The sequence below is a fragment of the Bradyrhizobium sp. USDA 4502 genome (assembly GCF_054063355.1).
On sequence record NZ_JBSSGF010000001.1, the window covers coordinates 8,235,830 to 8,250,884 of the forward strand.

Below are 15,055 nucleotides of genomic sequence, written 5' to 3' on the forward strand. Positions count from 1 at the left end.
CGTCATTCCGGGTCTGGTGCTAGCGCACCATCCCGGAATGACGGTGAAAGTTACTTCACGCGGTGAGCAAAAGGCGCCAAGCCTCGTGCGCACCGCCTCACAGCTTGCTCGCGATCTTGATCACGTTGGCGTTTCGTCCAGCCTACGCTGCTTACATGATCTTCGTCATCTCAAAACTTCTCAACCCAAGGCCGCAATTCCAGCTCCCAGGTCCAGGCGCTGCGCGGCTGTTGCAGCACGTTCCAGTAGCTCAGTGCAATCGCGTCGGGATCGAGCATCGAGTCCGGCCGGTCGGCGGGCTCGGCGCGCGCAGCGCTGCGGATGCCGCCGTCGATCACGAAATGCGCGACGTGAATACCCTGCGGCGACAGTTCGCGCGCCATGCTCTGCGCGAGGCCGCGCAAGGCGAACTTGCCCATCGCGAACGGCGCCGATTGCGCATAGCCCTTCACGCTGGCGGAGGCGCCGGTGAACAGGATTGCGCCCTTCTTGTTGGGCAGCATGCGCTTCGCCGCCTCCTGCGCCACCAGGAATCCGCCGAACGCCGAGACCGCGATCGCCTGCTCGACCTCTGAAGGGACCAGTTCAACGAAGGGCCCGCGCGAGCGGCCGGAGGCGTTGTAGACCACGAGATCAGGCGTTCCAATCTCGCGCTCGACCAGACCAAAAAGACGTTCGACATCCTCGGCCTTGGTGGCGTCGCAAGCATAGGCCCGCGCGCCGGTTTCGGTGCAGAGCGCGCCGAGCTTCTCGATGCTGCGGGCGCCGAGTGCCACGCGAATTCCCTCCCGCGAAAATAGCCGCGTCAACGAGGCGCTCAGGCCCTCGCCGGCGCCGACGATCAGGGCGATCTTGTATTTTGGAATATCCATTGGGCTTTCCTTTGCTCGGCCGGAGGAGGATAGTCGTGCCCAAACAAATGAGCACCGAAGCCGGGAATTCAATGCAGCCGCACAAGCAGGATCCGAAAACGTCAGCCGCCAGCCAGCCGGGCCTGCTGGCGCCCGACACGACGGGAATGAATTTCTACCGGGCCGATCCGGCGCTGACCGACCTTCTGAAGCTGCATCTGCCCGATGCATTGTTCCGCCATATCGAGCCGCATCTCGACCGCCTCGGTGCATTGGCCGGCGGCTATCTCGACGAATGCGCGCGGCTTGCCGACCGGCATACGCCGGTGTTGCACCAGCGCGACAAGTTCGGCCGCGACGTGCAGCACATCGAATATCATCCGGCCTATCGCGAGATCGAGAAGGCCGCGTTCGGCGAGTTCGGCATTCACGCGCTGTCGCTCCGCAAGGGCATCATGGGTTGGCCCGACAAATACCCCGTCGTGGCCAAGCACGCCTTCACCTTCCTGTTCAACCAGACCGAATTCGGCATGGGCTGCCCGATCAACGTCACCGACGGCTGTGCAAAGCTGCTGGCGAATTTCGGCAGCGAGGCATTGAAGGCGAAATATCTCGACGGCCTGACCCAGACCGACATGAGCAAGCTGACGCAGGGCGGCCAGTTCATGACCGAGAAGGAGGGCGGCTCCGATGTCGGCACGCTGACCACGCGCGCCGTGCAGGAGGGCGATCACTGGCGGCTCTATGGCGAGAAGTGGTTCTGCTCGAACGCCGATGCCAAGGTGGTGATGCTGCTGGCGCGGCCGGAAGGCGCCGGGCCGGGCACCCGCGGCGTCGGCCTGTTCCTGATGCCGCGTTTCCTCGACGACGGTTCGCAGAACCATTACCGGATCGTGCGGTTGAAGGACAAGCTCGGCACCCGCTCGATGGCCTCGGGCGAGATCAAGTTCGACGGCGCGATCGCCTACGCCGTCGGCAAGCTCGACCGCGGCTTCGTGCAGATGGCCGAGATGGTGAATTCGTCGCGGCTCTCCAACGGCGTGAAATCGACCGCGCTGATGCGCCGCGCCTGGCACGACGCTATCACCGTAGCGAAGGGCCGCGTGGTGTTCGGCCAGCGCATCATCGACCTGCCGCTAGCGCGGCGGCAGTTGATGAAGATCATGCTGCCGACCGAGCAGGCGCTGTCGATGAGCTTTTTGACCGCTGACGCGCTCGACCGCGCCGAGGCCGGCAGCCAGGACGCCGCGGCGCTGCTCCGCATCCTGACGCCGACGCTGAAATTCCGCGCCACTCGCGACGCCCGAAAGGTCTGCGGCGATGCGATGGAGATGCGCGGCGGCATCGGCTACATTGAGGAATTCGTCACGCCGCGGCTGCTGCGCGACGCGCATCTCGGCTCGATCTGGGAGGGCACCGGCAATATCGTCGCGATCGATGCGCTGAAGCGCGCGGTCGGACGTCATGGCGCCGACAATGCGCTCGCCTCGGATCTGCATGCGCGGCTCGATGACAGCCCGAATGTGCCGCAGGCCTGGCGCAACCGGCTGCGCGACCTCAGCGACCGCGCGGTCGCGTTTGCGCGCGAGGTGGCCGGCCGCATCGACAATGAGGGCGATGCGCGACGCGCCACCAGCCTAATCTACCATGTCGCAAGCGCGGTCGCGCTGGCGTGGGAGGGCGGACGCATCCACGAGATGCGCGGCGATGCGCGGCGGCTGTTGCTGTCGCGGATGGTGGTCGATCATCGCGTGTTGCCGGGCGATCCGTTCCGGCTAACGGAAAATACCGTTCAGCGCAGGATGACCGAGCATCTGCTCGGCGATCGCGCGGTCGGCATGGCCGAGGTTGGCGAATTGCTTGACGCAGCGTAGGCTGCTGCGCGAGCGAACTTTTCAAACAATCAAAAACGTCAAGGGAGACCCCGATGAAGGCCGCCGTCCTGCATGAAGTCAATCAGCCGCTGGTGATCGAGGATGTCAGCGTGCCCAATCCGGGGCCGCGCGAGGTCTTGATCCGCACCGCGGTCGCGGGCCTCTGCCATTCCGATCTGCACTTCATGGAAGGCCTCTATCCGCATCCGTTGCCGGCGGTGCTCGGCCATGAATCGGCCGGCGTGGTCGAGAAGGTCGGCTCCGACGTCAATTACGTGAAGCCCGGCGATCACGTCGTCACCTGCCTGTCGGTGTTCTGCGGCACCTGCGACAACTGCACCACCGGCCGCACCGTGCTGTGCACCGACACCACGGTGAAGATGCTGCCCGGCGCCTCCAACCGCCTGTCATGGGGCAGGAAGGAGAAGCTCAACCAGTTCCTCAATCTGTCGTCGTTCGCCGAGCAGATGCTGGTGCACGAGAACGCCATCGTGAAGATCAAGAAGGAGATGCCGCTCGATCTCGCCGCGCTGATCGGCTGCGGCGTCATCACCGGCTATGGCGCGGTGGTCAACACCGCGAAGGTGACCGCCGGCGAGACGGTGGCGGTGATCGGCTGCGGCGGCGTCGGCATGGCCGCGATCAACGGCGCGCAGATCGCCGGCGCCGGCCGCATCATCGCGATCGATACCAATCCGGCGAAGCTGCAGCTTGCGACCAAGCTCGGCGCCACCGATATCGTCGATCCGGCCCGCGGCGACGTGGTCCAGCAGGTGCGCGAGCTCACCGGCGGCGGCGTGCAGCACTCCTTCGAGGTGCTCGGCCGCAAGGACACCGCCGAGCAGGCCTTTGCCATGCTGGCGGCGGGCGGCACCGCGACCATCGTCGGCATGATCCCGTTCGGCCAGAAGATCGAGCTGCACGGCTTCGACTTCCTGCGCGAGCGCCGCATCCAGGGCTCGTCGATGGGTTCCAACCACTTTCGCGTCGACATGCCGCGCCTCGTCGACTTCTACATGCGCGGCAAGCTGCATCTGGAAGACTGGATCTCGGCCAAGCTGAAGCTCTCCGAGATCAACGAGGGCTTTGCCAACATGAAAGCCGGCAAGACGCTGCGCAGCGTGATCATGTTTGATAGCTGATTCCGCGCTACGCGTCATGCCCGGGCTTGACCCGGGCATCCATCCTCTAATGAATCTTTCGAAGGCGATGGATTGCCGGGTCAAGCCCGGCAATGACGGTTCGAACTAACGCGCGACGTGCGCGGATACCGCGAGCCATTTTCCATTCTGCCGCGCCCAGCAATCGGTGTAGCGGCCATGCGCCGGCTCTCCGTCCGCGTTGGTGTAGCTGGTCTGGGCGTGGATGATGGCGAAATCGCCGAGGATGCGGATTTTGACGTCCTCGGCCTTCAGGCCCTTGATCTTCACCGGGATCGCCGTCTGCTTCAGGAAGGCAGCGCGGTCGACCAGGCTCTTGTCGGGATTGGTGCAGTAGAAGTCCTGCGCCAAAATTTCGTCGAAGCGCTTGACGTCGCAGTTCTGAACCGAATCGACGTAATCCTTGTTGAGCTTTGTCAGCTCCTCGAGATCGTTGCTCATTGGCGTTCTCCCTGGTTTTGTTGTCCGTCATTGCGAGCGCAGCGAAGCAATCCATCTCGCCGCTCGTTGAGATATGGATTGCTTCGTCGCTTCGCTCCTCGCAATGACGGTTTTTTCCAGCACCTAATCATCGAACATCTTCGGCGGCACAAAGCCGCCGAATTCGTGCTCGATCAGCTCGGCGAGCTTGAGCGGCGTGCGGTCCTCGAGCCATGGGCCGACGATCTGCACGCCGACCGGCAATCCGTCGGGCGCAAAGCCGGTCGGGATCGCCGTCGAAGGCAGGCCGGGCAGGGTCGCGATGCCGGGCCAGGCGAGCTGGTCGGTGTAGATGTAAGGCTCGCCGTCGATCAATATCCGCCGCTGCTCCTGGTCGGGCTCATGATCGTGCGGATAGGCCGGCGTCGGCATGATCGGGCAGATCACCGCGTCGAACGATTTGAACAGCTCGCGCCATTGCGCGCGCAGCCGCGAGCGGACGACTGTCGCCTGCACCCAGTCGCGGTGGCTGAGCGCGATGCCGCGCAGCCGTTCGGCCTGCAGGCTGTTGTCGCCGGCGGGCAGCGCGGCCGCCGCCGCGCAGGCGCCGGCATAGACCTCCGACGGGAAGGTCGCGGCGAGGAACGACAGCAGCATCCGCATATAGAGCCGCGAGGACGCCGCGAAATCCGGCAGCAGCGGGCTCGAACGCGATATCTTCGCGCCGGCCTTGTCGAGGTGGCTCGCGAGCTTGTCGATGCTGCCGCGAACCGCCTTGTCGGTCGGCAACACCGGATCGGTGTCGATCACGAGGATCCGGAAATCCTTCATGCTGGCGTGGCGCGCCGCCGGCAGGTCGAGGCGATAGGCCTTGCCGGCATCGAGCGGATCGGGAGCGGCCATCACGTCGAGCAGCAGCGACAGGTCGGCCGCGCCGCGCGCCATCGGGCCGGTCACCGCAAGGTCGCGCTCATAGATGATGGGCGGCGCCGGCGGCGCGGTGTGGCCGCGCGACGGCAGCAGCGCGAAGGTCGGCTTGTGCGCATAGACGCCGCAATGAAACGCCGGGACGCGCAGCGAGCCGCCGATGTCCGAGCCGAGCGACAGCGCGCCGTAGCCCGCGGCGAGCGCCGCCGACGATTCGCCGGAGGAGCCTCCCGGCGTGCGGCCGAGGTCGTAGGGGTTGTTGGTGGTGCCGTAGATCTCGTTGTAGCTCTGCCAGTCGGCGAGCCCGACCGGCACGTTGGTCTTGCCGAGGATCACGCCGCCGGCGTCCTTCACCCGCTGAATCGACAGCGCGTCCTCGGTCGGGACGAAGTCCTTTTGCGGCGGGAAGCCCCAGGTCGTCGGCAATCCGGCGACATTGAAGGATTCCTTCACCGTCATGGGAATGCCGAGCAGCGGCCTGTGCTCGCCGCGCGCGATCGCGGCGTCAGCGGCGCGCGCAGCGGCGAGGCCGCGCTCGAAATCGCGCACGCAGACCGCGTTGACCTTGCCGTCGTGGCGCTCGATGCGGCCGATCGCGTCTTGTGCGAGCTCGCCGGCCGAGACCTGCTTGTTGCGCAGCGCCTCCGACAATTCGACGGCGGTCTTGAAGCTGTATTGCGATTTGGCCACGGCGTGCTCCCGGTTTGTTGTTGGCGCGATGATGGGCAGTTTGGCTGCCGCCCGCAAGCGCTGTAGCCGTAACGTTGTCGCCGTGTTTGATCGGAATTGCTCTGCTTTACCTCGCCCCGCTTGCGGGGAGAGGTCGCCGCGCGCTTGCGCGGCGGGTGAGGGGGTACAGGTACGTCCACTTGCGTCACGTGTGGATATTGCCCCTCACCCCAACCCTCTCCCCGTAAGAACGGGGAGAGGGAGACTTGAACCGTTGCTACGCCGCGCCGATCAGGATGCCGACCGCGAGCACGATTGCGCCGCCGAGCACGATCTGGAACACCGCCTGCAGGAACGGCGTGTCCATGTAGCGCGCGCGGATGAAGGCGATCGCCCACAATTCGAAGAACACAACGATGCCGGCGATCGCGGTCGCGATCCAGAATGCGTTCGGCCAGGCGTCTGGCACCAGATAGGGAATGGTGTGGCCGAGCCCGCCGAGCGTCGTCATCAATCCGCAGGTCAGGCCGCGCAGCCACGGCGAGCCGCGCCCGGTCAGCGAGCCGTCGTCGGACAGCGCCTCGGCAAAGCCCATGCTGATGCCGGCGCCGATCGAGGCGGCAAGCCCGACCAGGAAGGTCTGCCAGTTGTGATGGGTGGCGAAGGCGGCGGCGAACAGCGGCGCCAGGGTCGAGACCGAGCCGTCCATCAATCCGGCAAGGCCCGGCTGCACATATTGCAGCACGAACATCCGCCGCCGGGTGCGGTCTTCCTCCGCGCGCACGTCCGGCTTGAGGATCTCGCCGGTCAGCTTCACTGCGAGCTTCTCGTGGCCCTTCTCCTCCTCGGCGAGATCGCCGAGCAGCCGGCGCACGCCGACATCCTCGGCCCTCTCGGCCGCTTTGGCATAGAAGCGCTCGGCCTCCAGCTCCATGGTCTCGACTTCCTTGCGGATGGTGTCGAGCGGCAGGTTCTTGGTGAGCCAGATCGGGCGGCGACGCAGGAAGCCTTTGACGTCCTCGCGCCGGATCGGCGGCAGATGCGCCCCGAAGCGCTGCTCGTAGGTTTCCAGCAGCCGGTGGCGATGGCCGCGCTCCTCCTCGGCCATCTCCTCGAAAATCTTGGCGGTGTCGGGATAGCGCTCGGCGAGATCCTCCGCGAACGTCATGTAGATGCGGCTGTCCTCCTCCTCGGAGGCGATCGCGACCGCCAGCACCTCGCGCTCGGTCAGATCGGCAAAGTTCTTCACGGCAACGCCTTGTTCGCGGAGTTTAGAATTAGAATAGTTCTAAACTATAGGGTTGCGCTGGCGCCGGGTCAAATCCGGGTCGGCCCGGATTCGCTGCCGCAGCGCCGGCAAGCCGCGCGGGTTGAGCGAGGAAAACGCCTGAGATCAACGGGATGCAACGCGACGGCCGAACGAGCGTCTAGCGCCGCGCGCCGGCGTCTCGCAGGAATGTGAGCAGCAGCCGACTCGCCTCATCGGGCTGTTCCTGCTGCACCCAATGGCCGGCGCCGTCGACCAGATGGCAGCCGATCATGTTGGTGCAAGCTTTCGTCTGCATCGCCTCGAACACGCCGGGCCGCTGGTAGGTGCCCCAATCCTGCTTGCCGGAAATGAAGGCGGACGGCTGGTCGATCGTGCGGCCGCTCCAGGTCTGCAGTTCCGGGACGAACGCCCCCGAGGTGCCGCAGCGATACCATTGCAGCCCGCCCTGGAATCCGGTGCGCTGATATTCGGCGCTGTAATAAGCGAGCTCGATATCCGGCAGCCATGTGTTGGCAGTGATCGCCTCGCGCGACGGCATCTCCTCGGCGACGGTGGCGGCCATGTCCTTGGCGAAATCCATCACGTAATAGGTCGGCAGTTTTGCCAGTTCGCCTGCCGACCAGGATTGCAGCGGATGCGGCTTGTTGTCTTTCCAGTCCGCGCTTTTGTGGTGGTAATAGGCACGCAGGAAGTCGTGCACGCCCTGCGCTGCGCGATGCATGTCGTCATTGGCCGGACGCGTCGAATAGTACCATTGGTAATGCTTGCGCGGCCGCGGCAGCGCGGCGAGCTCGCGATGCACGGGGTCTTCGCTCGCGGGCTTTGCCGGCGCGCTCGCGGTGTTGAACGGCAGCGACGGCGGTCCCGAAAATGGCGCGCTCATCATCACCACCGCGCGGAACACGTCGGGCCGGATCAGCGCGCACCACGCCGCGACCGACGAGCCGAAATCGTGCCCGATCACGGCATCGACGTGCTTGTAGCCGAACGCTGCGACCAGCCCGAGCGCATCGCGCACCAGATTGGGGAGACGAAACGACGCGAGATCGCCGTCATACTCCGCGCTCCAGCCGGTGGTGCGGCCATAGCCGCGCTGGTCCGGCGCGATCACGTGATAGCCGGCTGCGGCGAGCTTCGGCATCACCTTGCGCCAGGAAAACGCCAGCTCCGGAAAGCCGTGCAGCAGCAACAGGCAGGGCCGGCCGGATGTTTCAAAGCCCGCTTCCAGCACATGCATGCGCAGGCCGTTGATCCCGTCGACATAACGCGAGCGGATGGTGGAGGGCAGCGGGACGTCGGGGAGGGCTTCCATTGTGCAGATCACCTGTTGGGCATCGCCGCAGAACCAGCGCATTTGGCTGTATGCTGACGGTCATTATTGAACGATAGCAATTTTGCCCAGGGGATGCATACCGCATGCGCCACGCGAGGATTGCAGAGCTGCCCGGCTGGATGTCGCGTCTCGGCGTGGTGATCGTGGCGGCAAGTCTGGTGCTGATGTCGGCGGTGCGTGCCGCCGACATCAGGCAGCTCACCGAGAAACTGCCGCGCGCCTATGTCGGCGAATTCCTGTGGGACGGCGACAACGCGGTGCAGAACGTCGTCATTACCTTCGACAAAGTGCAGGCCCTGAACGAGCAGAACGCGGAAGCGCGCGGCTGCGGTTCATATGAGGTCGGTCGCCACGTGACCAAGATCGGCGTGCAGATGTTCGTCCGGCTGTCCGATCTCGAGGTCGAGATCTTCGAACGCTCGCCCGATGGCGACGGGGCGTTCGAAACCGACGGCAGCCATCGCGGCAAGCTGTCGGAAGATTTTCAGCAGATCGATGCGCAATGGACCACCACGGCATCGGGCAAGCACGGCCAGCTGCATTTGCGTGCCGTGGCATCGGTCGCGTGCGCACCGGCGGAGGATTTGTAGGTTTGCATAAGATTCGCGACATGACGAAGCGTAGCGTGTCTCTGACATGCGGTGTGACTTAACCCTCCCCTGAAAGGGGAGGGTCGACGCGAATGAAATGAGCGGCGGGGAGGGGTCGGATCTCTCCACTCGAAAGGTATTCGTGGAGAGACCTGACCCCTCCCCGTTTCGCATTTCGCTTCGCTGCATGCGAACCGACCCTCCCCCTCCAGGGGAGGGTGAAGCGCGGTCACGCCTTCGCTGCCGCCTTCGGCCAATAGCGGTCGCGCAGATGGCGCTTCACCAGTTTGCCGGTCGGCGTACGCGGCAGCTCTTGCTCGAAGTCGATGCTCTTGGGGCATTTGATCGGCGACAAGTGCTGCCGGCAGAACGCGATCAGCTCGGCCTCGAGCTCCTTGCCGGCCCTGGTGATGTCGTGCGGCTGCACCACGGCCTTGACCTCTTCGCCCATCTCCTCGTTCGGCACGCCGAACACCGCGACGTCGGACACCGCCGGATGCGTGATCAGGACGTCCTCGGTCTCCTGCGGATAGATGTTCACGCCGCCGGAGATGATCATGTAGCTCTTGCGGTCGGTCAGATAGAGGAAGCCCTCTTCGTCGAGGTAGCCGACATCGCCGAGCGTCGACCAGCCCTTGGTGTTGTAGGCCTTCTTCGTCTTCTCCGGATCGTTGTGATAGGAGAACGCCGGCGCGTCGGCGAAAAAGACCTGACCGATCTGGCCGGTCGGCGCTTCCTCGTCGTTCTCGTCGAGGATCTTGACCTTGCCGACCACCGCGCGGCCGACCGTGCCGCGGTGGGTCAGCCATTGCTGCGAGGTCGAGACCGTGACGCCATTGCCTTCGGAGCCGGCGTAATACTCGATCAGGATCGGTCCCCACCATTCGATCATCTTGGCCTTGACGTCGACCGGGCAGGGCGCCGCGGCGTGGATCGCGCCTTTCAGCGACGAGACCTTGTAGCGTGTGCGCACTTCGTCGGGCAGCTTCAGCATGCGCACGAACATGGTCGGCACCAGCTGCGACTGCGTCACCTTGTGCTTCTCGACCTGCTTCAAAAATTCTTCGGCGTCGAAATGCTCCATGATGACGGAGGTGCCGCCGAGCACGGTGGCCATCATGTTGAAGCGTAGCGGGGCGGCGTGATAGAGCGGCGCCGGCGACAAATAGATGCTGTCCGCATTCATGCCGCACATGTCTGCGGTGAGAATCCGCAGGAACGGGTTCGGCACGTCGATCCGGTTGCCTTCGAACTGCTTCTTGATGCCCTTTGGCCGGCCGGTGGTGCCGGAGGAATACAGCATGTCGTAGCCGGCGACCTCGTCGGCAACCGGCGTGGTCGGCTGCGCGCCGGCTTCCTTGTCGTAGGAGCGGAAGCCCGGTGAGGGCTCGTCCATCATGTAGAACAGCGGCTCGCCCGCCTCGCCCTTGATCAGGCCCTTCGCCTTGTCGGCGCATTGCGGCGTGGTGATGAAAACCTTCGCGCCGCAGTCCTTGATGATGTAGGCGATCTCCTCTTCCGTCAGGTAGCGGCTGATCGCCGTGTAATAGAGACCCGAGCGCTGCGCGGCCCAGCAGATCTCCATGAAGGCAAGCCGGTTTTCCATCAGCAGCGCGATGTGGTCGCCGGCCTTCAGGCCGAGCGAGCGGAACAGATGCGCGCCCTGGTTCGAAAGCTCGTCGAGCTCGCGATAGGTGATCGCCTTGCCGCTGCCCGCCATCTGGTAGGCGATCTTGTTCGGATGGGTACGCGCGTGGATCGACGGATGGGTCATTGTGTTTCCTCGGAGCATCAATAGTGGTCGTCCCCGCGAACGCGCTAGCGTATATACATATCCTCCGCAGTCTTTCCGGAGTCTTCTCAAAGAGTTGGCCGAAAACCGCAGAGAACTTACTCATCTGCACTAGGGTTGCGCCCGCCGATTTCGGCTCTCGCCTAGTAGCTAACCCCTTGATGATGAGTCGGTTTTCTAGCCTCGAAGAGATGTGTAAATGCCCTAGCGCGAACGCGGGGACCCATAACCACCAATTTTTCTTGTTGGACTGAGTTGTGGCCCCAGCCGCGCCTAACCACAAACGGCTGTGGTTATGGGTCCCGGCCTACGCCGGGACGACATCATTGTTGTGGCCGCTGATGCGGACTTTTCTTACAGCCGCTCGACAATCGTCACATTCGCCATGCCGCCGCCTTCGCACATGGTCTGCAGGCCGTAGCGCTTGTTGCGCTGCTTGAGGGCATGCAGCAGCGTCGTCATCAGCTTGGTGCCGCTGCCGCCGAGCGGATGGCCGAGCGCGATCGCGCCGCCGTTGACGTTGAGCCGGGCCGGATCGGCGCCGGTGGTCTTCAGCCAAGCGGTCGGCACCGAGGCGAAGGCCTCGTTGACCTCGAAGAGATCAATGTCGTCAATCTTCATGCCGGCCTTCTGCAGCGCGCGCTGGGTTGCCGGCAGCGGCGCTTCCAGCATGATCACGGGGTCGCCGCCCATCATGGTGAGGTGATGGATGCGCGCCATCGGCTTGACGCCGAGCGCCTTCAGGCCCTTCTCGTTGACGACCATGACGCCGGAGGCGCCGTCGCAGATCTGGCTGGCGCTCGCCGCGGTGAGCTTGCCGTTCTCGGCGATCAGCTTGACGCCCTTGATGCCGTCGAGGCTGGCGTCGAAGCGGATGCCTTCGTCGATGTGATGGGTGTCGGTCGAGCCGTCGGCGCGGGTGATTGTCACCGGCACGATCTCGTCCTTGAAATAGCCGGCCTGCGTTGCTGCGATCGCGCGCTGATGGCTGTTATAGGAGTATTCGTCGAGCTCATCCTTCGACAGGCCGTACTTCTCGGCCATCATCTCCGCGCCGGTGAACTGGCTGAACACGATGTTGGGATACTTCGCCTCGATGCCCGGGCTCTTGTAGTGGCCGAAGCCGTTCTTGGCGGGCAGCGAGGAGGCGAGGCCCATCGGCACGCGGGTCATCGATTCCACGCCGGCGGCGATCACGCAGTCCATCGTGCCAGACATCACCGCCTGCGCCGCGAAGTGCAGCGCCTGCTGCGAGGAACCGCACTGGCGGTCGATCGAGGTCGCCGGCACGCTCTCCGGCAGCTTCGAGGCCATCACCGCGTTGCGCGCGATGTTGGTGGACTGCTCGCCGGTCTGCATCACGCAGCCCATGATCACGTCCTCGACCTGCGCGGGGTCGGCGCCGGTGCGCTCGACCAGCGCATCGAGCACGGTCGCGGCCAGATCGGCCGGATGCCAGCCGGCGAGACGCCCTCCCTTGCGGCCGCCCGCGGTGCGAGCGGCGGCGACGATATATGCCTCGGCCATGTCTGATCTCCCTGATGTTTCCGGATTGGGCGGTCTGAAAGTTGGGCCGGATTTAAGGGGTGGCTCAGCATTTAGTCAATCAATCAATTAACTCTTGAGTGCGGCCCCGCCATGGGCTTATGTGCGGCCTCGATTTACCGTCGACCCCCTGACACAGAGCGGGACCAGAGCGCAGTTGAATACCAGCGTACCGACGAAACTTCCGGCCGGCAAAAATGCCACCGCCGACAAGCTTTTGGTTGCGGCCAGTGAGCTGATGATCGAGCGCGCCTCGATCGAGGTCTCGTTGTCCGACATCGCGCAGAAGTCGGGCGTCAACGCCGCGCTGGTGAAATATCATTTCGGCAACAAGGACGGGCTGTTGCTGGCGCTGCTGGCGCGCGACGCCGCCACCGAGATATCGCAACTCGAATATCTCATCAGCCAGCCGATCACGCCGTCCGCGAAATTGCGGCTGCATATCGGCGGCATCATCCGCGCCTATCACCAGTTCCCCTATATGAACCGGCTGATCCATTATCTCCTGCACGAGAGCTCGCCTGCCGCCGCGAACGAGGTGTCGAAATTCTTCGTCGCGCCGCTTTTGGATTTTCACCGCCGGCTGCTCGCAGAAGGGATCAAGGCCGGCGAATTCCGCAAGATCGATCCGGTGTTGTTCTACACCAGCCTGATCGGCGCCTGCGATCATCTGTTCTTCGGCCGTCACGCGATGTCGCGCGCGGTCGGCGTCGGCCCGATCACCGACGAGGTCTGCCGCGATTACATCAAGCACATGGAAGCCTTGATCTTCGGCGGCGTGCTCAATCCCGATAAGGAAACGGCAGCAGTCGCCGCCGGATAACAAAGTTCGAAGTCTAGAGAAGAAACGCCCAAGGAAAGGTTGTATCCATGCAGTTGAAAGACGTTGCCGTTCTCATCACCGGCGGTGGCTCCGGCCTTGGTGCCGCAACCGCGCGCGCCATGGCCGCCAAGGGCGCCAAGATCGGCGTGATCGACCAGAACAAGGAAAACGCTGAGAAAGTCGCCGCCGAGGTGAAGGGCGTCGCGCTGCATGCCGACGTCACCGACGAGGACGCCATCAAGGCTGCTATCGCCAAGGCCGAGGCCGCGCACGGCATCGCGCGCGTGCTGATGAACTGCGCCGGCATCGGCGGCTCGCAGCGCATCGTCGGCAAGGACGGCGTCTATCCGCTGGCAAAGTTCGTCCGCATCATCAACGTCAATTTGATCGGCACCTTCAACGTGCTGCGCCTGTTCGCCGAGCGGCTGGCGACCGAGGCCCCGATCGGCGAGGAGCGCGGCGTCGCGATCAACACCGCGTCGGTCGCAGCCTATGAAGGCCAGATCGGCCAGATCGCCTATTCCGCCTCGAAGGGTGGCGTCGTCGGCCTCACGCTGCCGGCCGCGCGCGACCTCGCCAGCCTGAAGATCCGCGTCAACACCATCGCGCCGGGCCTGTTCCTGACGCCGCTGTTGATGGGTCTGAACGAGGAAGCGCGTAAGAGCCTCGGCGCCCAGGTGCCGCATCCGGCCCGCCTCGGCGATGCCTCGGAATACGGCAATCTCGCGGTCCACATCGTCGAGAACCCGATGCTCAACGGCGAAACCATCCGCCTCGACGGCGCCATCCGCATGGCGCCGCGCTAACGGCGAATTCCGCTGTCGTCCCGGCCTTGCGCGCAATTGCGCGCTGGAGCCGGGACCCATACTCCGCGGCGTCTGTAACAGGCAAGCTGGCAGACACCGCGCAAAACAACAAAAGCCTGTGGTTATGGGTCCCGGCTCGCGCTTCGCTTGGCCGGGACGACGGTCGGGAGGACCATGCGCGTGTCTCAGCCGCTGCTGATCGAACATCACGACGGGGTCGATTGGGTCACGCTCAATCGCCCCGAGAGCCTCAACGCACTCGCCCCTTCGCTGATCGACGCGCTCAACGTCTATTTCCAGGGCCTGCAGCGCAATCGCGACACCCGCGTCGTGGTGCTGAAGGGCGCCGGTGCGAATTTCTGCGCCGGGCTCGATCTCAAGCACGCGATGGCGCGCCGTGGTGGACAGACCGAGCCGCCCGGCGTCACGGAGTCGCTGGACTCGCAGCGGCGCATCGCCGACATCGTGATGTTGATGCGGCGCGCTCCGCAGCCGATCATCGCGCTGGTGCAGGGCGCGGCCGCCGGCGGTGGCTTCGCGTTGGCGCTTGCCGCCGACATCCGCATCGCGGCGAAGAACGCGCGGATGAATTGCGCCTTCATCAAGCTCGGTCTCGGCGGCTGCGATATCGGCACCAGCTATTTCCTGCCGCGCCTCGTCGGCGTGTCGGTTGCTTCCGAATTGATCCTCACCGGGCGCTTCATCCATGCCGACCGCGCGCTTGCGGTCGGCCTGGTGTCCGAGGTGGTCGAGGCCACCGATCTTGATGCGGCGGCCAATCCTTATGTCGAGGCAATGATGACGGCCTCGCCGGTCGGTCTCCGCCTCTCGAAGGAATGCATCAACATGAGCGTCGATGCCGGCTCGATCGAGGCCGTGATCGCGATGGAAGATCGCAATCAGGTGCTGTGCAGCCGCTCGGAAGATTTCCAGGAAGGCATCAGGGCCTTTCTCGAGAAACGAAAGCCTGTCTATATCAGGCGCTGAGAACAGAT

13 protein-coding genes are annotated in these 15,055 nt (G+C 64.5%); 6 read left to right on the top strand and 7 right to left on the bottom strand.

Annotated features, from left to right (window positions below):
- Positions 1–170: 170 nt before the first annotated feature.
- The gene (locus ACVW1B_RS38290; RefSeq protein WP_076832562.1) at positions 171–872 is read right to left on the bottom strand and encodes an SDR family NAD(P)-dependent oxidoreductase; all 702 of its coding nucleotides are present in this window, start codon (positions 870–872) and stop codon (positions 171–173) included.
- 71 nt (positions 873–943) lie between these two features.
- Here ACVW1B_RS38290 and ACVW1B_RS38295 point away from each other — a divergent pair, with 71 nt between their 5' ends.
- A complete protein-coding gene (locus ACVW1B_RS38295) occupies positions 944–2,725 on the top strand; it encodes an acyl-CoA dehydrogenase family protein (protein ID WP_253609821.1) in 1,782 nt (593 codons plus the stop codon).
- A gap of 53 nt (positions 2,726–2,778) precedes the next feature.
- Positions 2,779–3,867: a Zn-dependent alcohol dehydrogenase gene (locus ACVW1B_RS38300; RefSeq protein WP_018269116.1), complete on the top strand. Its 1,089-nt coding sequence runs from the start codon at positions 2,779–2,781 to the stop codon at positions 3,865–3,867.
- Between the two features lie 105 nt (positions 3,868–3,972).
- On the opposite strand, the gene ACVW1B_RS38305 is transcribed toward ACVW1B_RS38300, so the two are convergent.
- The 4 genes from ACVW1B_RS38305 to ACVW1B_RS38320 all read right to left on the bottom strand — a co-directional run bounded on the left by ACVW1B_RS38305 (position 3,973) and on the right by ACVW1B_RS38320 (position 8,483).
- Positions 3,973–4,326 carry a nuclear transport factor 2 family protein gene (locus ACVW1B_RS38305; protein WP_028336576.1) on the bottom strand — a complete coding sequence of 118 codons (354 nt, stop codon included), beginning with the start codon at positions 4,324–4,326 and terminating at the stop codon, positions 3,973–3,975.
- A 123-nt stretch (positions 4,327–4,449) separates the two neighbouring features.
- Complete coding sequence (locus ACVW1B_RS38310) at positions 4,450–5,922, bottom strand: amidase (RefSeq protein ID WP_456822842.1); 1,473 nt, start codon at positions 5,920–5,922, stop codon at positions 4,450–4,452.
- 256 nt (positions 5,923–6,178) lie between these two features.
- Positions 6,179–7,150, bottom strand: coding sequence for an iron exporter MbfA (mbfA, locus tag ACVW1B_RS38315; RefSeq protein ID WP_456822843.1), 972 nt, complete (start codon positions 7,148–7,150; stop codon positions 6,179–6,181).
- 178 nt (positions 7,151–7,328) lie between these two features.
- Positions 7,329–8,483 carry an alpha/beta hydrolase gene (locus tag ACVW1B_RS38320; protein WP_253604944.1) on the bottom strand — a complete coding sequence of 385 codons (1,155 nt, stop codon included), beginning with the start codon at positions 8,481–8,483 and terminating at the stop codon, positions 7,329–7,331.
- Positions 8,484–8,587: 104 nt separating this feature from the next.
- Between ACVW1B_RS38320 and ACVW1B_RS38325 the strand changes: the two genes are divergently transcribed.
- Complete coding sequence (locus ACVW1B_RS38325) at positions 8,588–9,094, top strand: hypothetical protein (protein ID WP_253604942.1); 507 nt, start codon at positions 8,588–8,590, stop codon at positions 9,092–9,094.
- Between the two features lie 229 nt (positions 9,095–9,323).
- Here ACVW1B_RS38325 and ACVW1B_RS38330 read toward each other — a convergent pair whose 3' ends face one another.
- Together ACVW1B_RS38330 and ACVW1B_RS38335 are read right to left on the bottom strand one after the other, a co-directional pair.
- Positions 9,324–10,868, bottom strand: a complete 1,545-nt coding sequence (locus ACVW1B_RS38330) for an acyl-CoA synthetase (RefSeq protein WP_253604940.1) — start codon at positions 10,866–10,868, stop codon at positions 9,324–9,326.
- Positions 10,869–11,240: 372 nt separating this feature from the next.
- On the bottom strand, positions 11,241–12,413 hold the full coding sequence (locus ACVW1B_RS38335) for an acetyl-CoA C-acetyltransferase (protein ID WP_253604938.1): 1,173 nt from the start codon (positions 12,411–12,413) through the stop codon (positions 11,241–11,243).
- Between the two features lie 175 nt (positions 12,414–12,588).
- Between ACVW1B_RS38335 and ACVW1B_RS38340 the strand changes: the two genes are divergently transcribed.
- The 3 genes from ACVW1B_RS38340 to ACVW1B_RS38350 all read left to right on the top strand — a co-directional run bounded on the left by ACVW1B_RS38340 (position 12,589) and on the right by ACVW1B_RS38350 (position 15,047).
- Positions 12,589–13,254, top strand: a complete 666-nt coding sequence (locus ACVW1B_RS38340; RefSeq protein ID WP_253604937.1) for a TetR family transcriptional regulator — start codon at positions 12,589–12,591, stop codon at positions 13,252–13,254.
- A gap of 47 nt (positions 13,255–13,301) precedes the next feature.
- Complete coding sequence (locus tag ACVW1B_RS38345; protein ID WP_016847447.1) at positions 13,302–14,060, top strand: SDR family NAD(P)-dependent oxidoreductase; 759 nt, start codon at positions 13,302–13,304, stop codon at positions 14,058–14,060.
- 180 nt (positions 14,061–14,240) lie between these two features.
- A complete protein-coding gene (locus tag ACVW1B_RS38350; RefSeq protein WP_253609820.1) occupies positions 14,241–15,047 on the top strand; it encodes an enoyl-CoA hydratase/isomerase family protein in 807 nt (268 codons plus the stop codon).
- Positions 15,048–15,055: the final 8 nt, after the last annotated feature.

Bases quoted from the DNA above. Each gene is read 5' to 3' on its own strand.
- ACVW1B_RS38295 (WP_253609821.1), top strand. From the start codon at position 944: ATGCAGCCGCACAAGCAGGATCCGAAAACGTCAGCCGCCAGCCAGCCG.
- ACVW1B_RS38345 (WP_016847447.1), top strand. From the start codon at position 13,302: ATGCAGTTGAAAGACGTTGCCGTTCTCATCACCGGCGGTGGCTCCGGC.
- ACVW1B_RS38320 (WP_253604944.1), bottom strand. From the start codon at position 8,483: ATGGAAGCCCTCCCCGACGTCCCGCTGCCCTCCACCATCCGCTCGCGT.
- ACVW1B_RS38300 (WP_018269116.1), top strand. From the start codon at position 2,779: ATGAAGGCCGCCGTCCTGCATGAAGTCAATCAGCCGCTGGTGATCGAG.
- ACVW1B_RS38325 (WP_253604942.1), top strand. From the start codon at position 8,588: ATGCGCCACGCGAGGATTGCAGAGCTGCCCGGCTGGATGTCGCGTCTC.
- ACVW1B_RS38290 (WP_076832562.1), bottom strand. From the start codon at position 872: ATGGATATTCCAAAATACAAGATCGCCCTGATCGTCGGCGCCGGCGAG.
- ACVW1B_RS38305 (WP_028336576.1), bottom strand. From the start codon at position 4,326: ATGAGCAACGATCTCGAGGAGCTGACAAAGCTCAACAAGGATTACGTC.
- ACVW1B_RS38330 (WP_253604940.1), bottom strand. From the start codon at position 10,868: ATGACCCATCCGTCGATCCACGCGCGTACCCATCCGAACAAGATCGCC.
- ACVW1B_RS38335 (WP_253604938.1), bottom strand. From the start codon at position 12,413: ATGGCCGAGGCATATATCGTCGCCGCCGCTCGCACCGCGGGCGGCCGC.